Origin of the sequence: Microbacterium sp. BWR-S6Y (assembly GCF_041379845.1) — a bacterium.
GTDB classification, from domain to species: Bacteria; Actinomycetota; Actinomycetes; order Actinomycetales; family Microbacteriaceae; genus Microbacterium; species Microbacterium hydrothermale.
The window spans coordinates 470449-485987 of sequence record NZ_JBFECV010000002.1; the positions used below are offsets into that span (position 1 = coordinate 470449).

At 64.7% G+C, this 15539-nt stretch carries 18 protein-coding genes; 6 read left to right on the forward strand and 12 right to left on the reverse strand.

The features are described 5' to 3' along the window. The first annotated feature begins 2 nt into the window (after window positions 1-2). The 5 genes from AB1K56_RS06165 to AB1K56_RS06185 all read left to right on the forward strand — a co-directional run bounded on the left by AB1K56_RS06165 (window position 3) and on the right by AB1K56_RS06185 (window position 7681). Window positions 3-800 carry a hypothetical protein gene (locus AB1K56_RS06165; RefSeq protein ID WP_070709076.1) on the forward strand — a complete coding sequence of 266 codons (798 nt, stop codon included), beginning with the start codon at window positions 3-5 and terminating at the stop codon, window positions 798-800. Continuing rightward, window positions 793-1899, forward strand: a complete 1107-nt coding sequence (locus tag AB1K56_RS06170; protein WP_070709075.1) for an XRE family transcriptional regulator — start codon at window positions 793-795, stop codon at window positions 1897-1899. Before AB1K56_RS06165 ends, AB1K56_RS06170 begins: the two co-directional genes overlap by 8 nt. Continuing rightward, window positions 1896-3338 (forward strand): hypothetical protein, encoded by a 1443-nt coding sequence (locus tag AB1K56_RS06175; protein ID WP_020624925.1) that lies wholly within the window; start codon window positions 1896-1898, stop codon window positions 3336-3338. The genes AB1K56_RS06170 and AB1K56_RS06175 overlap by 4 nt, the downstream gene beginning before the upstream one ends. 9 nt (window positions 3339-3347) lie before the next feature. Next, window positions 3348-4193, forward strand: coding sequence for a hypothetical protein (locus tag AB1K56_RS06180; protein ID WP_371204945.1), 846 nt, complete (start codon window positions 3348-3350; stop codon window positions 4191-4193). A 71-nt stretch (window positions 4194-4264) separates the two neighbouring features. Further along, window positions 4265-7681, forward strand: coding sequence for a DEAD/DEAH box helicase (locus tag AB1K56_RS06185; protein ID WP_222114907.1), 3417 nt, complete (start codon window positions 4265-4267; stop codon window positions 7679-7681). Window positions 7682-7861: 180 nt separating this feature from the next. On the opposite strand, the gene AB1K56_RS06190 is transcribed toward AB1K56_RS06185, so the two are convergent. The 11 genes from AB1K56_RS06190 to AB1K56_RS06240 form a co-directional block, all read right to left on the reverse strand. Then, a complete protein-coding gene (locus AB1K56_RS06190) occupies window positions 7862-8644 on the reverse strand; it encodes a HEPN domain-containing protein (RefSeq protein WP_020628264.1) in 783 nt (260 codons plus the stop codon). A 1-nt stretch (window position 8645) separates the two neighbouring features. Next, window positions 8646-9002 (reverse strand): hypothetical protein, encoded by a 357-nt coding sequence (locus tag AB1K56_RS06195; RefSeq protein ID WP_020628263.1) that lies wholly within the window; start codon window positions 9000-9002, stop codon window positions 8646-8648. A gap of 51 nt (window positions 9003-9053) precedes the next feature. After that, window positions 9054-9836 carry a hypothetical protein gene (locus tag AB1K56_RS06200; protein ID WP_070709208.1) on the reverse strand — a complete coding sequence of 261 codons (783 nt, stop codon included), beginning with the start codon at window positions 9834-9836 and terminating at the stop codon, window positions 9054-9056. A 498-nt stretch (window positions 9837-10334) separates the two neighbouring features. Next, window positions 10335-10481, reverse strand: a complete 147-nt coding sequence (locus tag AB1K56_RS06205; protein WP_167494248.1) for a hypothetical protein — start codon at window positions 10479-10481, stop codon at window positions 10335-10337. A 123-nt stretch (window positions 10482-10604) separates the two neighbouring features. Then, window positions 10605-10784 (reverse strand): hypothetical protein, encoded by a 180-nt coding sequence (locus AB1K56_RS06210; protein ID WP_371204946.1) that lies wholly within the window; start codon window positions 10782-10784, stop codon window positions 10605-10607. Further along, the gene (locus AB1K56_RS06215; protein ID WP_371204947.1) at window positions 10781-11332 is read right to left on the reverse strand and encodes a hypothetical protein; all 552 of its coding nucleotides are present in this window, start codon (window positions 11330-11332) and stop codon (window positions 10781-10783) included. The genes AB1K56_RS06210 and AB1K56_RS06215 overlap by 4 nt, the downstream gene beginning before the upstream one ends. After that, complete coding sequence (locus AB1K56_RS06220) at window positions 11325-11936, reverse strand: TetR/AcrR family transcriptional regulator (protein ID WP_371204948.1); 612 nt, start codon at window positions 11934-11936, stop codon at window positions 11325-11327. The genes AB1K56_RS06215 and AB1K56_RS06220 overlap by 8 nt, the downstream gene beginning before the upstream one ends. 94 nt (window positions 11937-12030) lie before the next feature. Beyond that, on the reverse strand, window positions 12031-12381 hold the full coding sequence (locus tag AB1K56_RS06225) for a hypothetical protein (protein ID WP_371204949.1): 351 nt from the start codon (window positions 12379-12381) through the stop codon (window positions 12031-12033). A gap of 85 nt (window positions 12382-12466) precedes the next feature. After that, the gene (locus AB1K56_RS06230; RefSeq protein WP_205823028.1) at window positions 12467-12670 is read right to left on the reverse strand and encodes an alternative tryptophan synthase beta-subunit; all 204 of its coding nucleotides are present in this window, start codon (window positions 12668-12670) and stop codon (window positions 12467-12469) included. Window positions 12671-12848: 178 nt separating this feature from the next. Further along, entirely contained in the window at window positions 12849-13094 is a 246-nt protein-coding gene (locus AB1K56_RS06235) for an alternative tryptophan synthase beta-subunit (protein ID WP_264630496.1), read from the reverse strand. 101 nt (window positions 13095-13195) lie between these two features. Further along, window positions 13196-13384, reverse strand: a complete 189-nt coding sequence (locus AB1K56_RS06240) for an alternative tryptophan synthase beta-subunit (protein ID WP_264630497.1) — start codon at window positions 13382-13384, stop codon at window positions 13196-13198. 161 nt (window positions 13385-13545) lie between these two features. Here AB1K56_RS06240 and AB1K56_RS06245 point away from each other — a divergent pair, with 161 nt between their 5' ends. Then, on the forward strand, window positions 13546-13893 hold the full coding sequence (locus AB1K56_RS06245; protein ID WP_371204950.1) for a YnfA family protein: 348 nt from the start codon (window positions 13546-13548) through the stop codon (window positions 13891-13893). 415 nt (window positions 13894-14308) lie between these two features. On the opposite strand, the gene AB1K56_RS06250 is transcribed toward AB1K56_RS06245, so the two are convergent. Next, window positions 14309-15499, reverse strand: a complete 1191-nt coding sequence (locus tag AB1K56_RS06250; RefSeq protein ID WP_371204951.1) for an MFS transporter — start codon at window positions 15497-15499, stop codon at window positions 14309-14311. Window positions 15500-15539: the final 40 nt, after the last annotated feature.

Below are 15539 nucleotides of genomic sequence, written 5' to 3' on the forward strand. Positions count from 1 at the left end.
TTGTGACTGCTGAAGACGACGCCATCGCGAGCCTCCGGACCTCCGGCCTCCTCGACGTGCTCGCGTGGGCCGCGCCAGCAGCCTTCGCCGCCACCGATCAGATTTATGACGAGGACGCCGGACATGACCAGGGAGTCATCGGCTACCTGAACTTCAAGCACCTCAAGGATCTGATGGACCGCGCGACCTCGAACGGGCGGTTCGCTCTGGGAGAAGATGTGGATGGAACTGGTTCAGATGTTCTCGAGCGCGGTCTCGCGCCCGAGGCGTTCCGGTCTATGCCGTCACTTTCTCCCGAGGCGATTGCGCGGAGCAACTACCGGCAGTCACCAGGCTGGGCGGCCGACGGGCACCGTGTGCTGCTGCAGTCCTATATCTTCGGCCGCATCGACGACATCAAGTGGGTGGAGCGCAGCGATGCCAAGCGCCGAGTCGCCTCCCAGCAGTTCATCGGCGGGAACACGCTGTTCGACGACGCCGACTTCGGCCTGGAGTCGATTCCCGGTATCCCTGATGATGACGAGTTCGTCGGTGTGACGCTCGTGGCGGCACATGCCTTCAACCCGATCACTAAGCAGTTCGAGGTCTACGTCGGCCAAAGCAAGAACCCCGTTCATCCCGAGGACTCCTGCTGGCACTGGCGTCAGTTGCTGCTTTCAGGCGGGACTCCGATGGCCGGCACGGGTGTGCGTGTGCCGCCCGCCCTGCCTGGGGATTCGGCATCGACCAATGTGGACGATGTTGTTGTGCGAATGAAGAAGCCGCTCGCGGGCGAGGGGGCGGGCGCGGCGAATGGATAGCCTGCGCCGACCGTCCCAGACGCTCGCCGCCGCGGCCACATTTTTCAACGGCGAGCGTCTAGCAATGGCGCGACAACTCGCAGGGCTAAAGAAGGCGCATCTCGCTGCCCTGATCGAAATGTCGCCGGCTTCAGTGACAGCGTGGGAGAGTGGCGCGAAGCAACCCAACCGGGCCACTGTGGCGAAGCTGGCGCTTGCCCTGAAAGTCGAGCCGCAGTTCTTCGGCGGAGGCGCCCCACCACGAGTGAACAAGCCGCACTTCCGGTCGCTCCGCTCCACCCCGCAGATCGCTCAGGATGAAGCCGAAGCGTATGGGCAGTTCGTCGCCGAGGTGACCGGCATGCTGGAAAACGCCGTCGAGTTTCCGGAAGCGCTGCTGCCCGATCTGCCTGTCGACCCTGAAGAGGGCACAACAACTCCGGAAGAGGCAGCCAGGGATGCCCGTGGGTTCTTCGGCGTCGGCCCAGGACCGATCCAGCATGTGATCCGCCTCGCCGAGCGTGCGGGCGTAGTCGTCGTCTTCAGTGAGCCGGGGATTGCGGCTATCGACGCCTACTCCCTGCACACGGCCACGCGGCCGATTGTCGTTCTGAATCCCGCCAAGGACGACTACTACCGGCAGCGGTTCGACGTCGCCCACGAGCTCGGGCATCTGATCATGCATCACGACGCCGAACCCGGCGGGAAGATCGCTGAAGAGCAGGCTCATCGATTCGCATCCGAGTTCCTTATGCCTGCGGAGGAGATCGCCCCGTTCCTGCCGAGTTCTACGGCTGGCCGTGCATGGGCACAGCTCGCGGAGCTCAAGGAGCATTGGGGAGTCAGCCTGGCAGCGCTGCTGTACAGGGCTCGTGCACTCGGCATCATGGGCGACGTCTCATACCGGAACGCCATGATCCGCATGTCACAGAACGGCTGGCGCCGCGCCGAGCCCGGCCGGGTCGCATCACTTGAGATGCCCTCGATACTGCCGCGCGCCCGTGAGGTCATGAGCTCCGCAGGGATCGACGACGACAGATTCCTCTCGGGATCGGGTCTCCCTGCCCATCTCTACGAGATAGCCGCATCTCGCGTTCCGCTGACCGGGGATCGATCGTGAGATTCTCGGAAGCCTTCGGGATCGAGCGCTCCGAGGCAGACGACTGGTTTGATCCACACCTCACCATCGACACCAAGCTCTTCATTGACCCGTTGCTTCTTCTCGAAGCGGGCGGCGAATGGGCACAAGCGCACAACGAGCTGATCGCCCACTTCGTCCACTGTTACGGCCTCGTCGCCAGGGCAACGAGCACCACCTCGGTGTCAGCACAGGCGGCGCGGCGACTGCTCACTTTCCCGGAGCCCTTCGAGCTCGGCCTCGGATATACGGCGGAAGGAACCCGTGGTTCCGGCGCCGGCGATCGCTTCGCGGCGCGGATGGCGGACGGTATTGCCGTTGCGATCGCCGCAGGCCTCGGGCAGCCCGAGCACATCGAGGAAATCGGCATCCTGAACGAGGGAATCGGGGCGGATCGGATCTCCGATGCGACCGCCAATGTCATCAAGAGCCGCCTGATCGCATACACGCAGGCCATCGCAACGAACCACAACGTCCCGCTCGACCAGCACAAGGTCCGGCATGCTCGTGTCAGCTTGGACAGCGCCAGATGGCATGACGAGGACGTTGCCCTTCCCACCAACCCTGTCACTGGGCGCCCGGTGATCCTCGTCCCGGCGTTCCTCCTCAACGGCCTGCCGACGTTGAACGCGGATGACTGGTTCGACTCACACTTCAATGACGACATCCGCTTGTCGCTCAACCTCCAGGTCGGCCAGGCAGTGACTAAGGCGAGCATCGTCGCTTTCGCTCGCCAGCACCCCGATCGAGTCCGGGACTGGGCGCGAGCCCAGACCAGCCGGGAAGACCTCATCGGCTACGACTTCGGCGCTGACCCGCTCGGGGTCGTTCAGTGGGACCGGGAACCGGCACGATACGCCGCTGAGAATCCGCTCCCGCCGCGCACGATCACAACTCACGATGATCTCGTCGACCTCGCCGCGGAAGTCGTGGAACAGTTCCGGCATTTCATCGAAGACCAGCGAGGCTGGAGCCTGCTGTGGAACGATGACGGCTCGGAGAAACCCGAAGAGGCAGCACAGCTGGTGTTCCTGGGCATAGCTCAGCAGTACCTCCGGCAGTTCGATGTCGAGCTCGACCGCGAAGTCGAGCTCGGACGCGGTCCGGTCGATTTCAAAGCATCCTCAGGCACATCTGCCCGTCTGCTGATCGAAGTCAAGAAGCTCCACAACGGCAGGTTCTGGAACGGGCTGCGGTACCAGCTCCCGAGCTATCTGCAATCCGACAACGCCACCAAAGGCTGGTTCATCGCGCTGCAATACCGGAGCAACAAGGCCGCCGTGGACCGCCTCTGCGCACTTCCGGCCGAGGTGTCCGAAGTCTCGACTGCGACGGGCAAGGAGATCCGCTTCACCGCGGTCGATGCTCGCCGACCGCTCTCCGCATCCAAGATCAACGGCGATCCGCAACTCGACAGATAGGTCGTAATTATGAGTTCACCAGCCTTCTTGACTCCGCTTTTGACACTTGAAGAAAGCGATGGCAAGTCGAAGGTTGAGTATGTCGTCGGTGGCGAGCAATTGGTAGATGATGCGCGTGACCTTGCCGCCGCGATCATCGCTGACGATGCGATGGTCGTTGCATGCGGGAAATCACCGGTACTCGACCGGTGGCGCACGCGTCGTGACGGGGGCGCACCCTCGACGGGAGCGCAACTAGAAGCCGTCAAGGCATTTGTTTCCATCGGCTTCGGCCTTCCGGATGCTCCGAAGCCCGCCGATCATGTACAAGGGCACGTCGCGGAGTTGCTCTGGCACCGCGTTGTGGCCGAGCGTACATCCTGTCGGGACGGACGCACTCTCGTAGAAGCGCCACCCATCAAGGCCGATGCACTCGAACCAGGGGGAGATGGGCTCGTCGTCTACGAGGACTCTTGCGGAACCCTCGTTTTCCGGCTCTGGGAGATTAAGAAGCACGACGCAGATGCTCGGATATCGAAAACGATCAACCGGGCGGCGAAACAGTTGCGCAAGAGAGGCCACCACTACCTTGCCAAGCTCGCGGGACCGGCGACCCTCACTGCTGAAGGTGCCCTGGGGGAGCTTTACGACGGCATGGTTGACCTCTGGTTCGAACGGAGCGCAAGAGCAGGCGTGGGAGTCTCCGTAGGGGCGTCTCTCGAACATCGCCCACGAAACTGCAACACGTTCAGATCGCTCGGCACACAATTCCCGGAGTTTGTGGCGGCTGGGCAAACCGAGTCAATCGTTATTGCGTTGCCGGACTTTCCTGAGTTTGCCTCGAAGGTAAAGGAGATCGTATGGAGCGGTCTCTAGACATACATCTGCTCGGGGAAGCGCTTGCGGGTCGCTCCGGTCTCCCGACGGCTGAGCGATTGCAAGAGCGAATGGCGCAGGCTGAAATCGCCCTAGTGCTTGATCGTCCATCTGTTGATGAGAAGCTAATTAAGACAGCATGGTACTTGCATGGCGTGGCGTCGGTAAGTGATGCGCGTCAACGCTACTCGGCAGCTCGCCAACGTCAGGCGTTCTTGGTGAGCGCCCATATTTTCGATCTTGCTCTGGCTCGAAATGACTGGAGCGATGAAGAACGCCTATCAATCGGATTTGCTGCTGCGATCGGGTATCGCCGAGGTGGTCGTGACCCAAACGCGTCCGCGATCATAACCCGACTTCAGCCCCTCTTAGGTGGAGCAGATAGCACGCAAGAACCGTCACTTGAGAATCTCTCCGTACGCGCCGGACTTGTATTTTTGAGCTTCGATGCTAAACGAGCCTTCGGTTGGCTGGCTCGGTGGCGCAGATACTTCGCGTCAATAGCACAGCAGTCGGCGATGGACAGCCTGCGCTCAACGGCCCTCGGTTCGCTGCAGACGCTCGTCCTGGCTGTGGAAGACATACTCTCGTACCTGACGCGTGGAGATTATGAACGCTACAGTCAGGGGTCTCAACGACTGCGGGAGGTAGCGACTGGCGAAACCGGGGGCGCTTCGCTCGACGCGCGTTGGGTCGCTACACATCTACTGAACTTCGCGACCATCGCGGAGGCGGGCTCACCCTGGAACCCGTCGATCCTGCCGCCAGACGTACCGATCGCCGTACGCCAGGCTTTCGCGGTTGGAAGCCCTGCCGTGCTGACACTCTGGGAGCCGCAGCGAGATCTGCTCACCGGAGAACCATCGCCGTGCTCGCCGGAAGTCAAGCGAATGGTACTTTCCGTTCCCACAAGCGGGGGGAAGACACTCGTCGCTCAAATGCTCGCCGTCGCGCATCTGGCGCAGACGGACACGAGTATCTGCTTTGTCGTGCCAACAAGAAGTCTTGGTCGAGAAATTCGGCGCGCGATGAGCGCACGAGTTCGTATTCTCCAGAAAGAGGTCGGAGCGGAAAAGACTGACTTCTCCGCCTGGCTGGGAGAATTGGGCCTCTCGCTTTCGGAGGTTGAGCAGGCCGACGTCGATGTTATGACCCCGGAAAGGCTCAGTCATCTCCTGAGAAACGACTTCGAAGCGGTGCTCGACAAGTACAGTCTGTTCATTTTCGATGAGGCTCAGTTGTTGAAGGAGAAGGGGCGTGGCTTCGTCCTTGAATCCGTGATATCTGCCCTGAACCTGCAAACACAGGGCCGACCGCATCGCATAATTCTCCTTTCGGCCGCGATGGGAAACGTCGGTGGGATCGCTCAGTGGCTTGATCCAAACGGCGGTGCCCTGAGTCAGACAAGTGACTGGCGGGGGCCCAGGCGACTGCATGCAGTCTTCAATACCGAAGCGCAGTGGGATCAGACCGTCGTTGAAGGAGGGGCCGGGTCCGTGTGGCCCTACCGGCACACCACGCCGCTCTCGGGACTGATCCGATTGCGGCTCGGAAACGGGAGCACCAAGTCACTCCGCACTCAAGGGGACACGGGTTGGCGTCTAGTCCGAAAGTCGAAGGACGGGGGAGAGCGTCCAGCTGAAGTGAAGGTCGATTCTTCACGAAACACGAAACACTATTCGATTGCCAGCGGCATGATTACCGCTCTAGGGCACGCAGGATCGGTACTAGTTGTTGCGTCAACAAAGAAGCAAGCCCAGACGCTCGCTCGTGGCATCGCGGACGAGCTTGATGAGCAGCCGCAACTGGCCGCGCTGGTTGACTTTGTACGCCAACAGTTGGGCGACGCACATCCACTCGTCGGCACGCTTAGGCGAGGCGTGGGATTCCATCATGCAGGGTTGCCCGTCGAGGTGCTCGAAGCGCTTGAGGCTGCCGTGCGAAGTGATGATCTCCTCTATCTGACTTGCACTTCAACGCTTACGGACGGGGTGAACTTGCCGGTCAGGACCGTCGTTCTATACGACACTCCATACCCAGACCAGCCCGAAGATACCCGCTTACGCGGTGCCCGGCTCGTGAACGCAATGGGACGGGCAGGGCGTGCAGGACGCGAGACTGAGGGCTGGATCGTACTAGTAAGGGCGGCCTCGCCGAGCAGTCAGGACTTCGCCGACCTCAACCCTGACGATCAGGACCTAGAGGTCACGTCCTCCCTGCTGACTGACTCCGCACTCCAGGCTGTTGCCCAACTCGAAGGTGTTCAAAGGGCTGACGCCGACGCAGTGTTCGCAGCCAACGGTGCGGCTGCGGACTTTATCAGCTTCGTCTGGATGATGCTGGCCGCGGCCGAGCGGGAACTGACCAGCCCAGAGATGGTCGACCTCGACACGGTGGTGGGGTTCACCCTGGCGGCAAATCAATCCACCCAAGCTAGAACGCGATATACACGACTCGCGGGGCGAGCGCGGGAGGCCTATGTATCTGTCGATTCCGCTGCCCGTCAGAGATGGTCGCGGATCGGCTGCTCTATCGGTTCCGCTCGTAAGATTGATGAATGGGCGTCGCAGATTGCCCGTGCCCTGATCTCCGCAGACGTAACTTCTGTCTCTACGGCTCTAGAAGCGGTGGGAATCCTTCGTCCGACGATCGCAGAGTTGCTCCGGCTTCCTGAAGCACCTCGATGGGGATTTCGCGAGTCTGTACAGGGCGCGACTCTGGATGTAGATGCCGCCGAAGTCTTGCGCGACTGGCTCGAAGGTGCTTCGCTACCGCAGCTGGCAAAGAGTCACTTGGGCGCCGTCGCCGATCCCGCATGGAGGATTGAACAGATAGTCACTGCGACCACAGAGCACTTCGAGCACTATCTGTCGTGGACAGTTGGAGCGCTCATCGACCTCGTAAACACGCACCTGCAAGCAGCCGGCGGTGACGAACTCGTTTGTCCAGAACTCGGTGGGTACATCAGGTACGGAGTCAGCACGCCGGTCGCGCTCGCACTCGTGACCGAAGGTATTCGTTCACGACGGATCGCCAACCTAGTGGCAAGTCGCTTCGATCGGGTAGCGGAACTGGACGTGTTGAGAGAGCATCTGGCATCACTAGGCGTGTCCGGCTGGCGCCAAGAGTTTGCCGCATCGACCTCTGAGGTAATTGATCTCCTCGACTTTACGCGTCAGCGACGGCGAAGCCTGCTGAAGAACTTGCTCGATCGCAACGTGGCGAACGTGCCTGTCCACCTTCAGGCTGCGCCTACTACAGGCTCTATCCCGCTACGCCTGGCGGAGATAGAGGGCGAGACTCATCCCGCTCCGTTCGGCCTCTACCAAGGCGTGCAGCTGTTGGGGACGATCTCGGCCAGAGACCACTCAGATATCCAGAGCATTTTGGACACGGGGTTTGCGCTTCGAGTCGAGCTTGAGCATCCCGACGGGCGTGACCAGTTGCAGATCACGTTGCTTGATCCTCTTGATGATCGTCTCTTCTGACCCCCACGTGGGGGACCAAACACATGCAATTCATGCTTCTCGTGACATCCTCTGCATTATCTGAGGCCTAGAACTACGCGGATTCGGGCCTCGACGACGCCGTTTGGACGTTTCGCGGTCAACTTCACGATGTAGATGCCGGGCTGAGCCGATCGAGCGTTCGTTCCTCACGCCCAACGATTATTGAGGAGACCTGCTGCTCAGTGAACTTGTGTCGGCCGCGACCAGCCCGATCTGATTGGCTGCGTGCTCGACCATCGAGCGGACGGTCGCAATCAAGGCTGGCACCTCGTCGGCTGTTACTCCTAAGACGCCGTCGCCGTACCTCGCGGCCCCTCGTTCTCGCCGGAGCCGCTGGAGCGTGGCGAAGAAGCCTTCCGGCGCATTGCCAAGCCGTTCGTTCTCACGCAGCCACCGATCTCGCACGTTGTGGAACTTCGTCTCCTGCGACTGCGCGAGCATCTGCGCCTGAACGGTGAGTTCCGCCGCGGAGAGGAGATTGTCGACGGCTGGTCGCAGCGCGAACTCCCGGACCGCTTCGACTACGTCGAGGTAGTCGTCAGCAAGGCTGAGCAACTCGGCACTGCGCTGTTTGTTGTAGCGCAAGTCGAAGGCAATGTATGCGGACTCGCCGACGATGATGTAGGCCAGCCATCCGCTGTTCGGGTCGACATCGACAGGCCAGAAGGCTTCGAGACTGCTGATGTTCTCTGCAGTGACCGGCTCGCCCTTCTTGATGGGCGCCGATGCGACCGCCCGCGCCTGCAGCGACACCTCCTCGTTGATTCGGACGATCGGTGCACCACCCGATGGCGGGAGCTCAACCACCGCGCGGTACACGTGCGCCCGCGTGAGCTCGGTTGCGCGCTGTTCGAGGTCGCGATCAATCCACGTTGCGAAGAGGTTCTCGACGAGATGTTCACCGAACGTCTCTTCGCCGCCAGGAAGTTGGAGATCGCTCATGTCAATGCAGAAGCGTGACAGGTAGTTCGGCCTGCGTATCGTGACCGTTGACGTGTGCGTAGGCCGCGATCGTGCCCACCGCGTCCAGGCCCAGACTTGCGTCGTGGAAGTGCACCGTCACGGCGTCCTTCGTGGCCGTGACGGACGAGGCCTCGTAGTTAGCCTGGGTGGCACTGGCGTTGTCGAAGACCCACGCCGTGATCGCGTCGCCGAAGCGAACGCCGAGTCGTTTTCCGCCGTTGCCGGTCGGGTCGTAGTAATAGATGCCATAGCCGAAGAACTCGACATCGCCGACATCGACTGGCTCTCCGAGCCCCCACGTAATGGTGACGCTGTCGGTTCCCACTTCCGCCAGCACGGACGTGACTGTTCGGGGTGTATGCGTGGTCATGGCTTCCTCTCGATTACCTCACCAGATCGGCAGTTGGAGTGCCGCGATGACCGTTCCTGCGATCGTGGCGAGTCCAACGGCCGCTGCACCGACGAGCTTTGCTCGCGTCCAGAAGCGCGGCTTCGCTTCTTCGGGGGCAGCAGTGATCGTGCTGCCGTCCGCGGCCTGTGCGATGCTCACGCGGTTCCCGCGCCCGTTGATGACGAAGTTCACGGCGTTGGCTGCCTGCGTTGGGGTTGGTAGGTTCTGGCCCTGTGGGGTTGCGGAGCGCAGCTCGGCGATGAGTTCGGCTAAGCGAGTGCGAATCTGGTCGAGCACGCCTGCGAGCGCGATAGTGCTGACGCTCCAGTAGAGCGCAGTGATGTGGCCGTTCATCTCCCGGGTGCCGTTCATATAGGTGACGAGGTCGGGAGCACCCGGTGGCTGGAGCTTGACCATTCTGTCGGTTCGGTGCTGATCCACCATGCTGTGGATCTCGCTCACGCCCATTCGAAGTGGAACTTGCTCGTTGATTTCGTCGCGAGCGAAGTCGGGAATGTCCATCGCGCCGATTGTCTCGTGGCGCACGATCCCGCCTGGAACGGTGCCGTCGATTTGCAGCGGAGCGGACACAGTTCGGTACAGGGGCAGCTCCGCGTCCCGCCCGTAGCCGCGGAGCTCTACCGACGCCCAGTTGCGAAGCTCGGGTGAGCCTGCGCTTCCGCCGAGCAGGATGAGTTTGCGGAGCAGAGTGTCGAGCGGTTTCTCATCGAGAAGGTCACGCTCGATTTGCGCCATGAGATCCGGTGGACGTTTGATCACAGCCAAATTATCTCCTCCACCGCCGACACCTCGGGGCGACCACGACGATGCCGCAGGGGATCAGTCTCGCTCATGCATGTCGCTGAGCATCGGTCGGCGGGCTGTTGGTGCGTCGCGGGGGAGAAGGGCAAGAACCCCCTTATCGAAGTCACGCCCGCTGACGAAGCGAAGAGCGTGTCGGCCGGATCTCTGACCATCTGCGCGCCAACGAAGCTCCTTTTCAGGCTCCCGCGCGCCTTCGGGGAGGGGGACCAATTGGGGACCAAAATCATGCGAACCATGCATCTCGTGACGTGCTCAGCATGATCTGAGGTCCGGAATCACGCGAATTTCGGTCTCGATCGCACCGTCTGGACGCCTGGGGGTCAAGGGGTCGCAGGTTCAAATCCTGTCATCCCGACAGATGAGGCCCGAACTTCCGCAGAATCGCGGGGGTTCGGGCCTCTTGTCGTTTCCGCGACCGCCCGCGCCCCCGCAGAGAAACCCCCGCGGCGCCCCCTACTCCCGCCGCCCCCGCCGCTCCGCAGCCGCGACGCCCTGCTGCGCCGCGAGCCGCACGAGGGCGTAGACGGCGAAGATCGCGAGGGCGATCACCGCGAGGACACCGATGATGATGAGAGCGTGCCAGCCGAGAAGTCCGGTCATCCCTCCACCCTGCCCCACGAGGCGCGAAACCGCGAGGTCCTCACGTCGACCGACGCCCCACGAGCCGCGATATCGCGAGGGCGTCACGGTGACCGCTGCGCTGAGGTCGCGGGCGCCGCGGCCTCACGGCGACCGCCGCCCCGCGGTCGCGGGTGCCGCGAGCACGAGCGCGGTGAGCAGCAGCAGCGCTCCCGCATCGGCATCCGTCGTCAGAAGAGCCGCACCGGCCGCCGCGCTCGCGACGATCGCACCCCACAGGGCGGCGCGCCACACGGAGCGAGCACGCGGGCGACGCCTCGTCATGGGCGCCGGTTCAGCCGCTCGCTGAGGTCGGCGACGGCCAGCAGGTCTCGCGCGAGGCCCTGCAGGTGGGCGGTGTCGGCCTGGATCTCGCCGACGGGCGGCTCGATGACGGCCTCCCAGGCGTCCCGATGCTCGCGGGTGAGCAGGACCACGCCGCCGTCGGCGAAGCGGAGGAGCACAACGGCGGGGTCGATGCCGAGGTCGGGATCGGTGAACGTCAGCTCGGCGGTCATGCCGCTCCCGCGATGATCGCGCACGAACGCGGCGAGGGTCTCGCGCACCTCGGCCAGGAGTTCTTGTGGCCGGACGGGCTTCGGCGCGACGGGGGCCGGCGCCGCCCGCGTGAACACCGCACGCACCTCGTCTTCCCGCGCGGAGGATGCCAGGGGCGTCAGGTCGGGATCGAACGCCACGTATCCCTGCTCGTCGAGGCCGACGTATCCGAGAACGGCGGACCCGCGGCGGGCGAGCCACACCGTGTCGCCGAGTCGGCTGAAGTCGACGCGCGTGCTCCGCTCCTGCCGGGCCCGCGAGAGGTCGTCATGCATCGACGGAGAAGAACCGCTGCACGTGCCGACGGACGGCGGCGGCCACGTCGACGTCGGTGTCCCCGCGCAGCCACTGCAGGAACAGGCCCTCCGCCAGCGCGAGGCTCTCCCGCGCGATCTGCGCGGTGGGCACGTCGGTGGTCGCGCGTCCCTCCACGGCCATCACGGCGAACGCCTCGTCGAGGGCTTCCGCGATCGCGGCGAAGCGGCGGGCGAAGTGGGCGTGTGCGGGATGGTCCGGGCGCAGCGCCTCGGCCGACAGCGCCCCCTGCACCCGCATGACGTCGGCGAGCGCCTGATCGCCGGCGAAGAGCGACAGGATGCCACGGACGACGTCGACCCCGCGCCGACCCTCCATGTGCGCGTCGATGACGGCGTCGCATCGGGCCAGGGTGGCGGCGAGCACGTCGGTCTTGGTCGCGAAATGATGCAGGATGCCGGCCCGACTCATCTCGGCGCGTCGGGCGATGCCGTTGATCGTCGCCTCCGCGAAACCGACCTCGATGAACTCCGCGAAGGCGGCATCGACGATCCGCTCGCGTTGCGCGGGAGTTTTCGCGTAGCTCCCGCGGAGCTTCGGGGCGGCTCTGACGGAGGTGCTCATGCCAGGGACTCTACCCGTGAAATCCGACACGTGTGTCGGATTTCACCGAACGGTAACACGGTGCTCCGTCCGCGATGCCGCGGGGAGCCGCGGCCTACGCCGGGCTCGAGGCGCCCGCCTCCGCGGCATCCGTCCGCTGCTGCAGGTACTCGCAGAGCTTTCCGGTGGTGTAGAGCTCCTCGCCGAGGGCGATGAGGTGGCCGCCCTTGAGGGGGAACTCGCCGGAACGCTCGGTGAGGGTCGCGGTCCACGAGCGTTCGCAGTCCACGTTGAGGTAGATCGACGCGGGGCCGTGATTGAGGTGGACGGCGACGATGCCCGATTCGGTGTGCTCGGGGTCGTCCTGGGGAAGCACGTGGACCGTGGCGTGCGCCACGGAGTCGGTCTTCTCGTAGTCGGCGACCCACTGCGTGATCTCGTCGAGGGTGGGCCGCGTGCACGTCATGCGCCCAGGGTATACGCCCGGCGCACGGGGCCCGCGCTGACCGAGGGGTGCGCTAAAGAGGCGCCGTCGCGCGAGATGACCGCGCTCAGCCGTCGACGTGACCGGCCGCCTGCAGGAACTGCACCATCGAGTGGTTGTAGGGGCTGCGGAATCGTCGCTTCGCGCGGATCATCGTGTACCCCTGCGCGCGCAGAGCGAGCGCGTTCGGAATGTTCAATCGCTGCTTGGGCACGGCTTCCCACCCGCCCGGCAGTCGATAGGCGTGCGTGATCGTCTGCGATCCTGACACCGGCATTGCCCCCTTGAATGCATGAAACCGACCCATCGACATTACCCGGCAGGGGGACCGTGTCGGACCGGCTGCGCGAACGGGGTCCCGCGGCGGGCGCGTGTCAGCGGCATCCGTCGGTGAGGGAGCGGAGCGGATGCCGAGGGCGTCGGCCGGCGCGGGACGACCGGCTCGGGGGTCAGGCGGCGGAGGATCCCGAGGGGCGGATATCGGAATCCGGCCACTGCGGAGAGCTCGCCGGCTGCTGGGTGTACAGCGTGAGCGAGAGCTCCTTGGAGTTCATCCAGCCTCGTCGCGCTCGCACGAGGGTGTATCCCTCGTCGCGGAGCGCGCGGGCGTTCTCGGTGGTGAGGGGGCGGTGAGGGAGTTCTTCCCATCCGCCGGGCATGCGGTATGCGTGGGTCACGGTGCGGGGGCGAGTCATGTCCACTCCAAAAGGCAGGCTTTCGAGGGAGCTACGTCATCGGAGCGGGGGTAACGACGCTACGCGTCGTGGGGCGGGATGTCTGTCCCCTCTTCGGGGGGTCAGCGCGCGGGCGGGTACTGGCGGAGCGAAATCTCCCGCGTATCGAACAGGCCGCGGCGGGCGCGGACGAGCATGATGCCCTGTTCGCGCAGTTCAGCGGCCCGTTCCGGCGTGAGAGGTTCGTGGGCGGCCTTCTGCCAGCCGCCCGCGAGCGTGTAGGTGTGGGTCAAGGTGCGAGGTCGAGTCATCATCACTCCCTGCGGGAAAGGTAGTCCTCCCGCGGCGGCCGCGACCGAGATTTTCCCTCCGCGTAATCTGGGGGTGAACAGCCGTAACCGGGGCGTCCCCGCGGCGTCTTCCAGGGCCTGCGGATGCCGCGTCGAGACGACCGGGCCGCGATAATGACCCGATGACCACCGTCCGCATCGTCGTGCTGTTCGCCCTCGCCGCGGTCGCCGAGATCGGCGGCGCCTGGCTGATCTGGCAGGCGGTGCGCGAGAACCGCGGTTGGTGGCTGGCGCTGCTCGGGATCGTCGCGCTGGGGGCCTACGGGTTCGTCGCGGCGCTGCAGCCCGACGCGCACTTCGGGAGAGTGCTCGCCGCGTACGGCGGGGTCTTCGTGGCCGGCTCCCTCGCGTGGGGGATCATCGTCGACGGCTTCCGCCCCACCGTGTGGGACTACGTCGGTTCCGCCGTCGCGCTCGTGGGGGCGGGGATCATCGTGCTCGCGCCGGTCGTGGCTCCGGCGCCGGAGTGACGGCATCCGGAGTCTCCCTCGCGCAGCGCATCGATCAGTTAGGACGGCGAGTAGTTAGCTAGACGAGATACCGACGGATTGTCAACCGTCCTCTGACGGGGGCTTTCGCCGGGCACACTCGATCCATGCAGTTCGACACCACGCCCCACGAGGGCATCGCCGACGACTTCTCCGCCTCCGAGCCCGTGCGCCCCTTCGGGTCGTACCTCTCGGTGATCAACGGCGGAGACTGAGCGTCCTCGCGGCCCGTCCCGGGCCTCTCACGACAGGACCGGATGCCGACAGGCTCCGGTCCTTCGTCGTTTCCGCGTGATGGACGTCGCGCCCTCGGCGCGGGGCGGCGTCCCGCGACCGCGGAGGATCGCGGGGCGCCGTCCGTGCGGGGTCAGACCGGCAGGGGTCAGACCGGCAGGGGTCAGACCGGCAGGGGGAGGCTCTCGGTGCCGGCCTCGATCGGGGTCGCCCGTCGCGCGGCGTGGGCGGCGGCCACCACCACGATCAGGGCGAGGGCGGTGATGCCGGCGCCGATCCACAAGGGTGAGGTGTATCCGAGGCCCGCGGCGATGCCGAGGCCGCCGGCCCACGCACCCAGCGCGTTCCCCACGTTGAACGCGCCGATGTTCGCGCCCGACGCGAGGGTCGGGGCGCCCCCGGCGTAGATCATGACCCGGGTCTGCAGGCCCGGAACGGTTCCGAAGCCGAACCCTCCCATGAGGAAGAGCGCGATCGCGGTGGCGATTCCGGATGCCGCGAACGCCGCGAATGCGAGGAGCACGACGAGCAGCGCGGCGACGAAGACCACTAGCGTGCGATCCACCGAGCGATCGGCGAGGCGACCTCCGACCGCGTTGCCCGCGACGAGTCCGACGCCGAACAGCACCAGCAGCCAGGGCACGGCGGTGGTGTCGAAGCCGCTCACCTCGGTGAGGGTGTACGCGATGTAGGTGAACGCGCCGAACATCCCGCCGTAGGCGAGGACGGTGATGAGCAGCGACAGCCACACCTGTCCCGAGCGGAAGGCGCCCAGCTCGGTGCGCAGGCGCACGCGCTCCGCCGGAAGCGGCAGCGACGGCACGAGCGCAGCGATGCCGATCATGGCCACGACGCCGATCGCGGCGATGGCCCAGAACGTCGAGCGCCAGCCGAGCTGCTGCCCGAGGAAGGTACCGAAGGGCACGCCGAACACGTTCGCGGCGGTCAAGCCGGTGAACATGAGCGCGATGGCTCCGGCGCGCTTCTCGGCGGCGACGAGGTCGGCGGCCACCACCGCGCCGATACCGAAGAATGCACCGTGGCACAGCGCGGCGAGGACGCGCCCGACGAGGGCGATCTCGTAGTCGGGGGCGAGGGCCGTCACGGCATTCCCGAGGATGAAGAGGATGAGCAGCCCGAGCAGGACGGGTTTGCGCGGGAGGCGCGTCGTGGCGGCGGTGAGGCCGAGAGCGCCGACGACGACGCTGAGGGCGTAGCCCGAGATGAGCCATCCCGCGGTGGATTCCGACACGGCGAAGTCGGCGGCCACCTGCGGGAGCAGGCCCATGATGACGAATTCGGTGAGTCCGATTCCGAAAGCGCCCACGGCGAGGGCGATGAGTCCGAGAGGCATGAGGGGTCTCCTGATACACTGAGATAGTTGCACGCGCGCT

What these genes read in the sequence shown, in the direction of transcription:
- AB1K56_RS06205 (WP_167494248.1), bottom strand. Translation starts at nt 10,481, where the DNA reads ATGACCGGACTTCTCGGCTGGCACGCTCTCATCATCATCGGTGTCCTC.
- AB1K56_RS06180 (WP_371204945.1), top strand. Translation starts at nt 3,348, where the DNA reads ATGAGTTCACCAGCCTTCTTGACTCCGCTTTTGACACTTGAAGAAAGC.
- AB1K56_RS06185 (WP_222114907.1), top strand. Translation starts at nt 4,265, where the DNA reads ATGGCGCAGGCTGAAATCGCCCTAGTGCTTGATCGTCCATCTGTTGAT.
- AB1K56_RS06235 (WP_264630496.1), bottom strand. Translation starts at nt 13,094, where the DNA reads ATGACTCGCCCCCGCACCGTGACCCACGCATACCGCATGCCCGGCGGA.
- AB1K56_RS06215 (WP_371204947.1), bottom strand. Translation starts at nt 11,332, where the DNA reads ATGCATGACGACCTCTCGCGGGCCCGGCAGGAGCGGAGCACGCGCGTC.
- AB1K56_RS06220 (WP_371204948.1), bottom strand. Translation starts at nt 11,936, where the DNA reads ATGAGCACCTCCGTCAGAGCCGCCCCGAAGCTCCGCGGGAGCTACGCG.
- AB1K56_RS06170 (WP_070709075.1), top strand. Translation starts at nt 793, where the DNA reads ATGGATAGCCTGCGCCGACCGTCCCAGACGCTCGCCGCCGCGGCCACA.
- AB1K56_RS06245 (WP_371204950.1), top strand. Translation starts at nt 13,546, where the DNA reads ATGACCACCGTCCGCATCGTCGTGCTGTTCGCCCTCGCCGCGGTCGCC.
- AB1K56_RS06225 (WP_371204949.1), bottom strand. Translation starts at nt 12,381, where the DNA reads ATGACGTGCACGCGGCCCACCCTCGACGAGATCACGCAGTGGGTCGCC.
- AB1K56_RS06190 (WP_020628264.1), bottom strand. Translation starts at nt 8,644, where the DNA reads ATGAGCGATCTCCAACTTCCTGGCGGCGAAGAGACGTTCGGTGAACAT.
- AB1K56_RS06210 (WP_371204946.1), bottom strand. Translation starts at nt 10,784, where the DNA reads ATGACGAGGCGTCGCCCGCGTGCTCGCTCCGTGTGGCGCGCCGCCCTG.
- AB1K56_RS06240 (WP_264630497.1), bottom strand. Translation starts at nt 13,384, where the DNA reads ATGACTCGACCTCGCACCTTGACCCACACCTACACGCTCGCGGGCGGC.
- AB1K56_RS06250 (WP_371204951.1), bottom strand. Translation starts at nt 15,499, where the DNA reads ATGCCTCTCGGACTCATCGCCCTCGCCGTGGGCGCTTTCGGAATCGGA.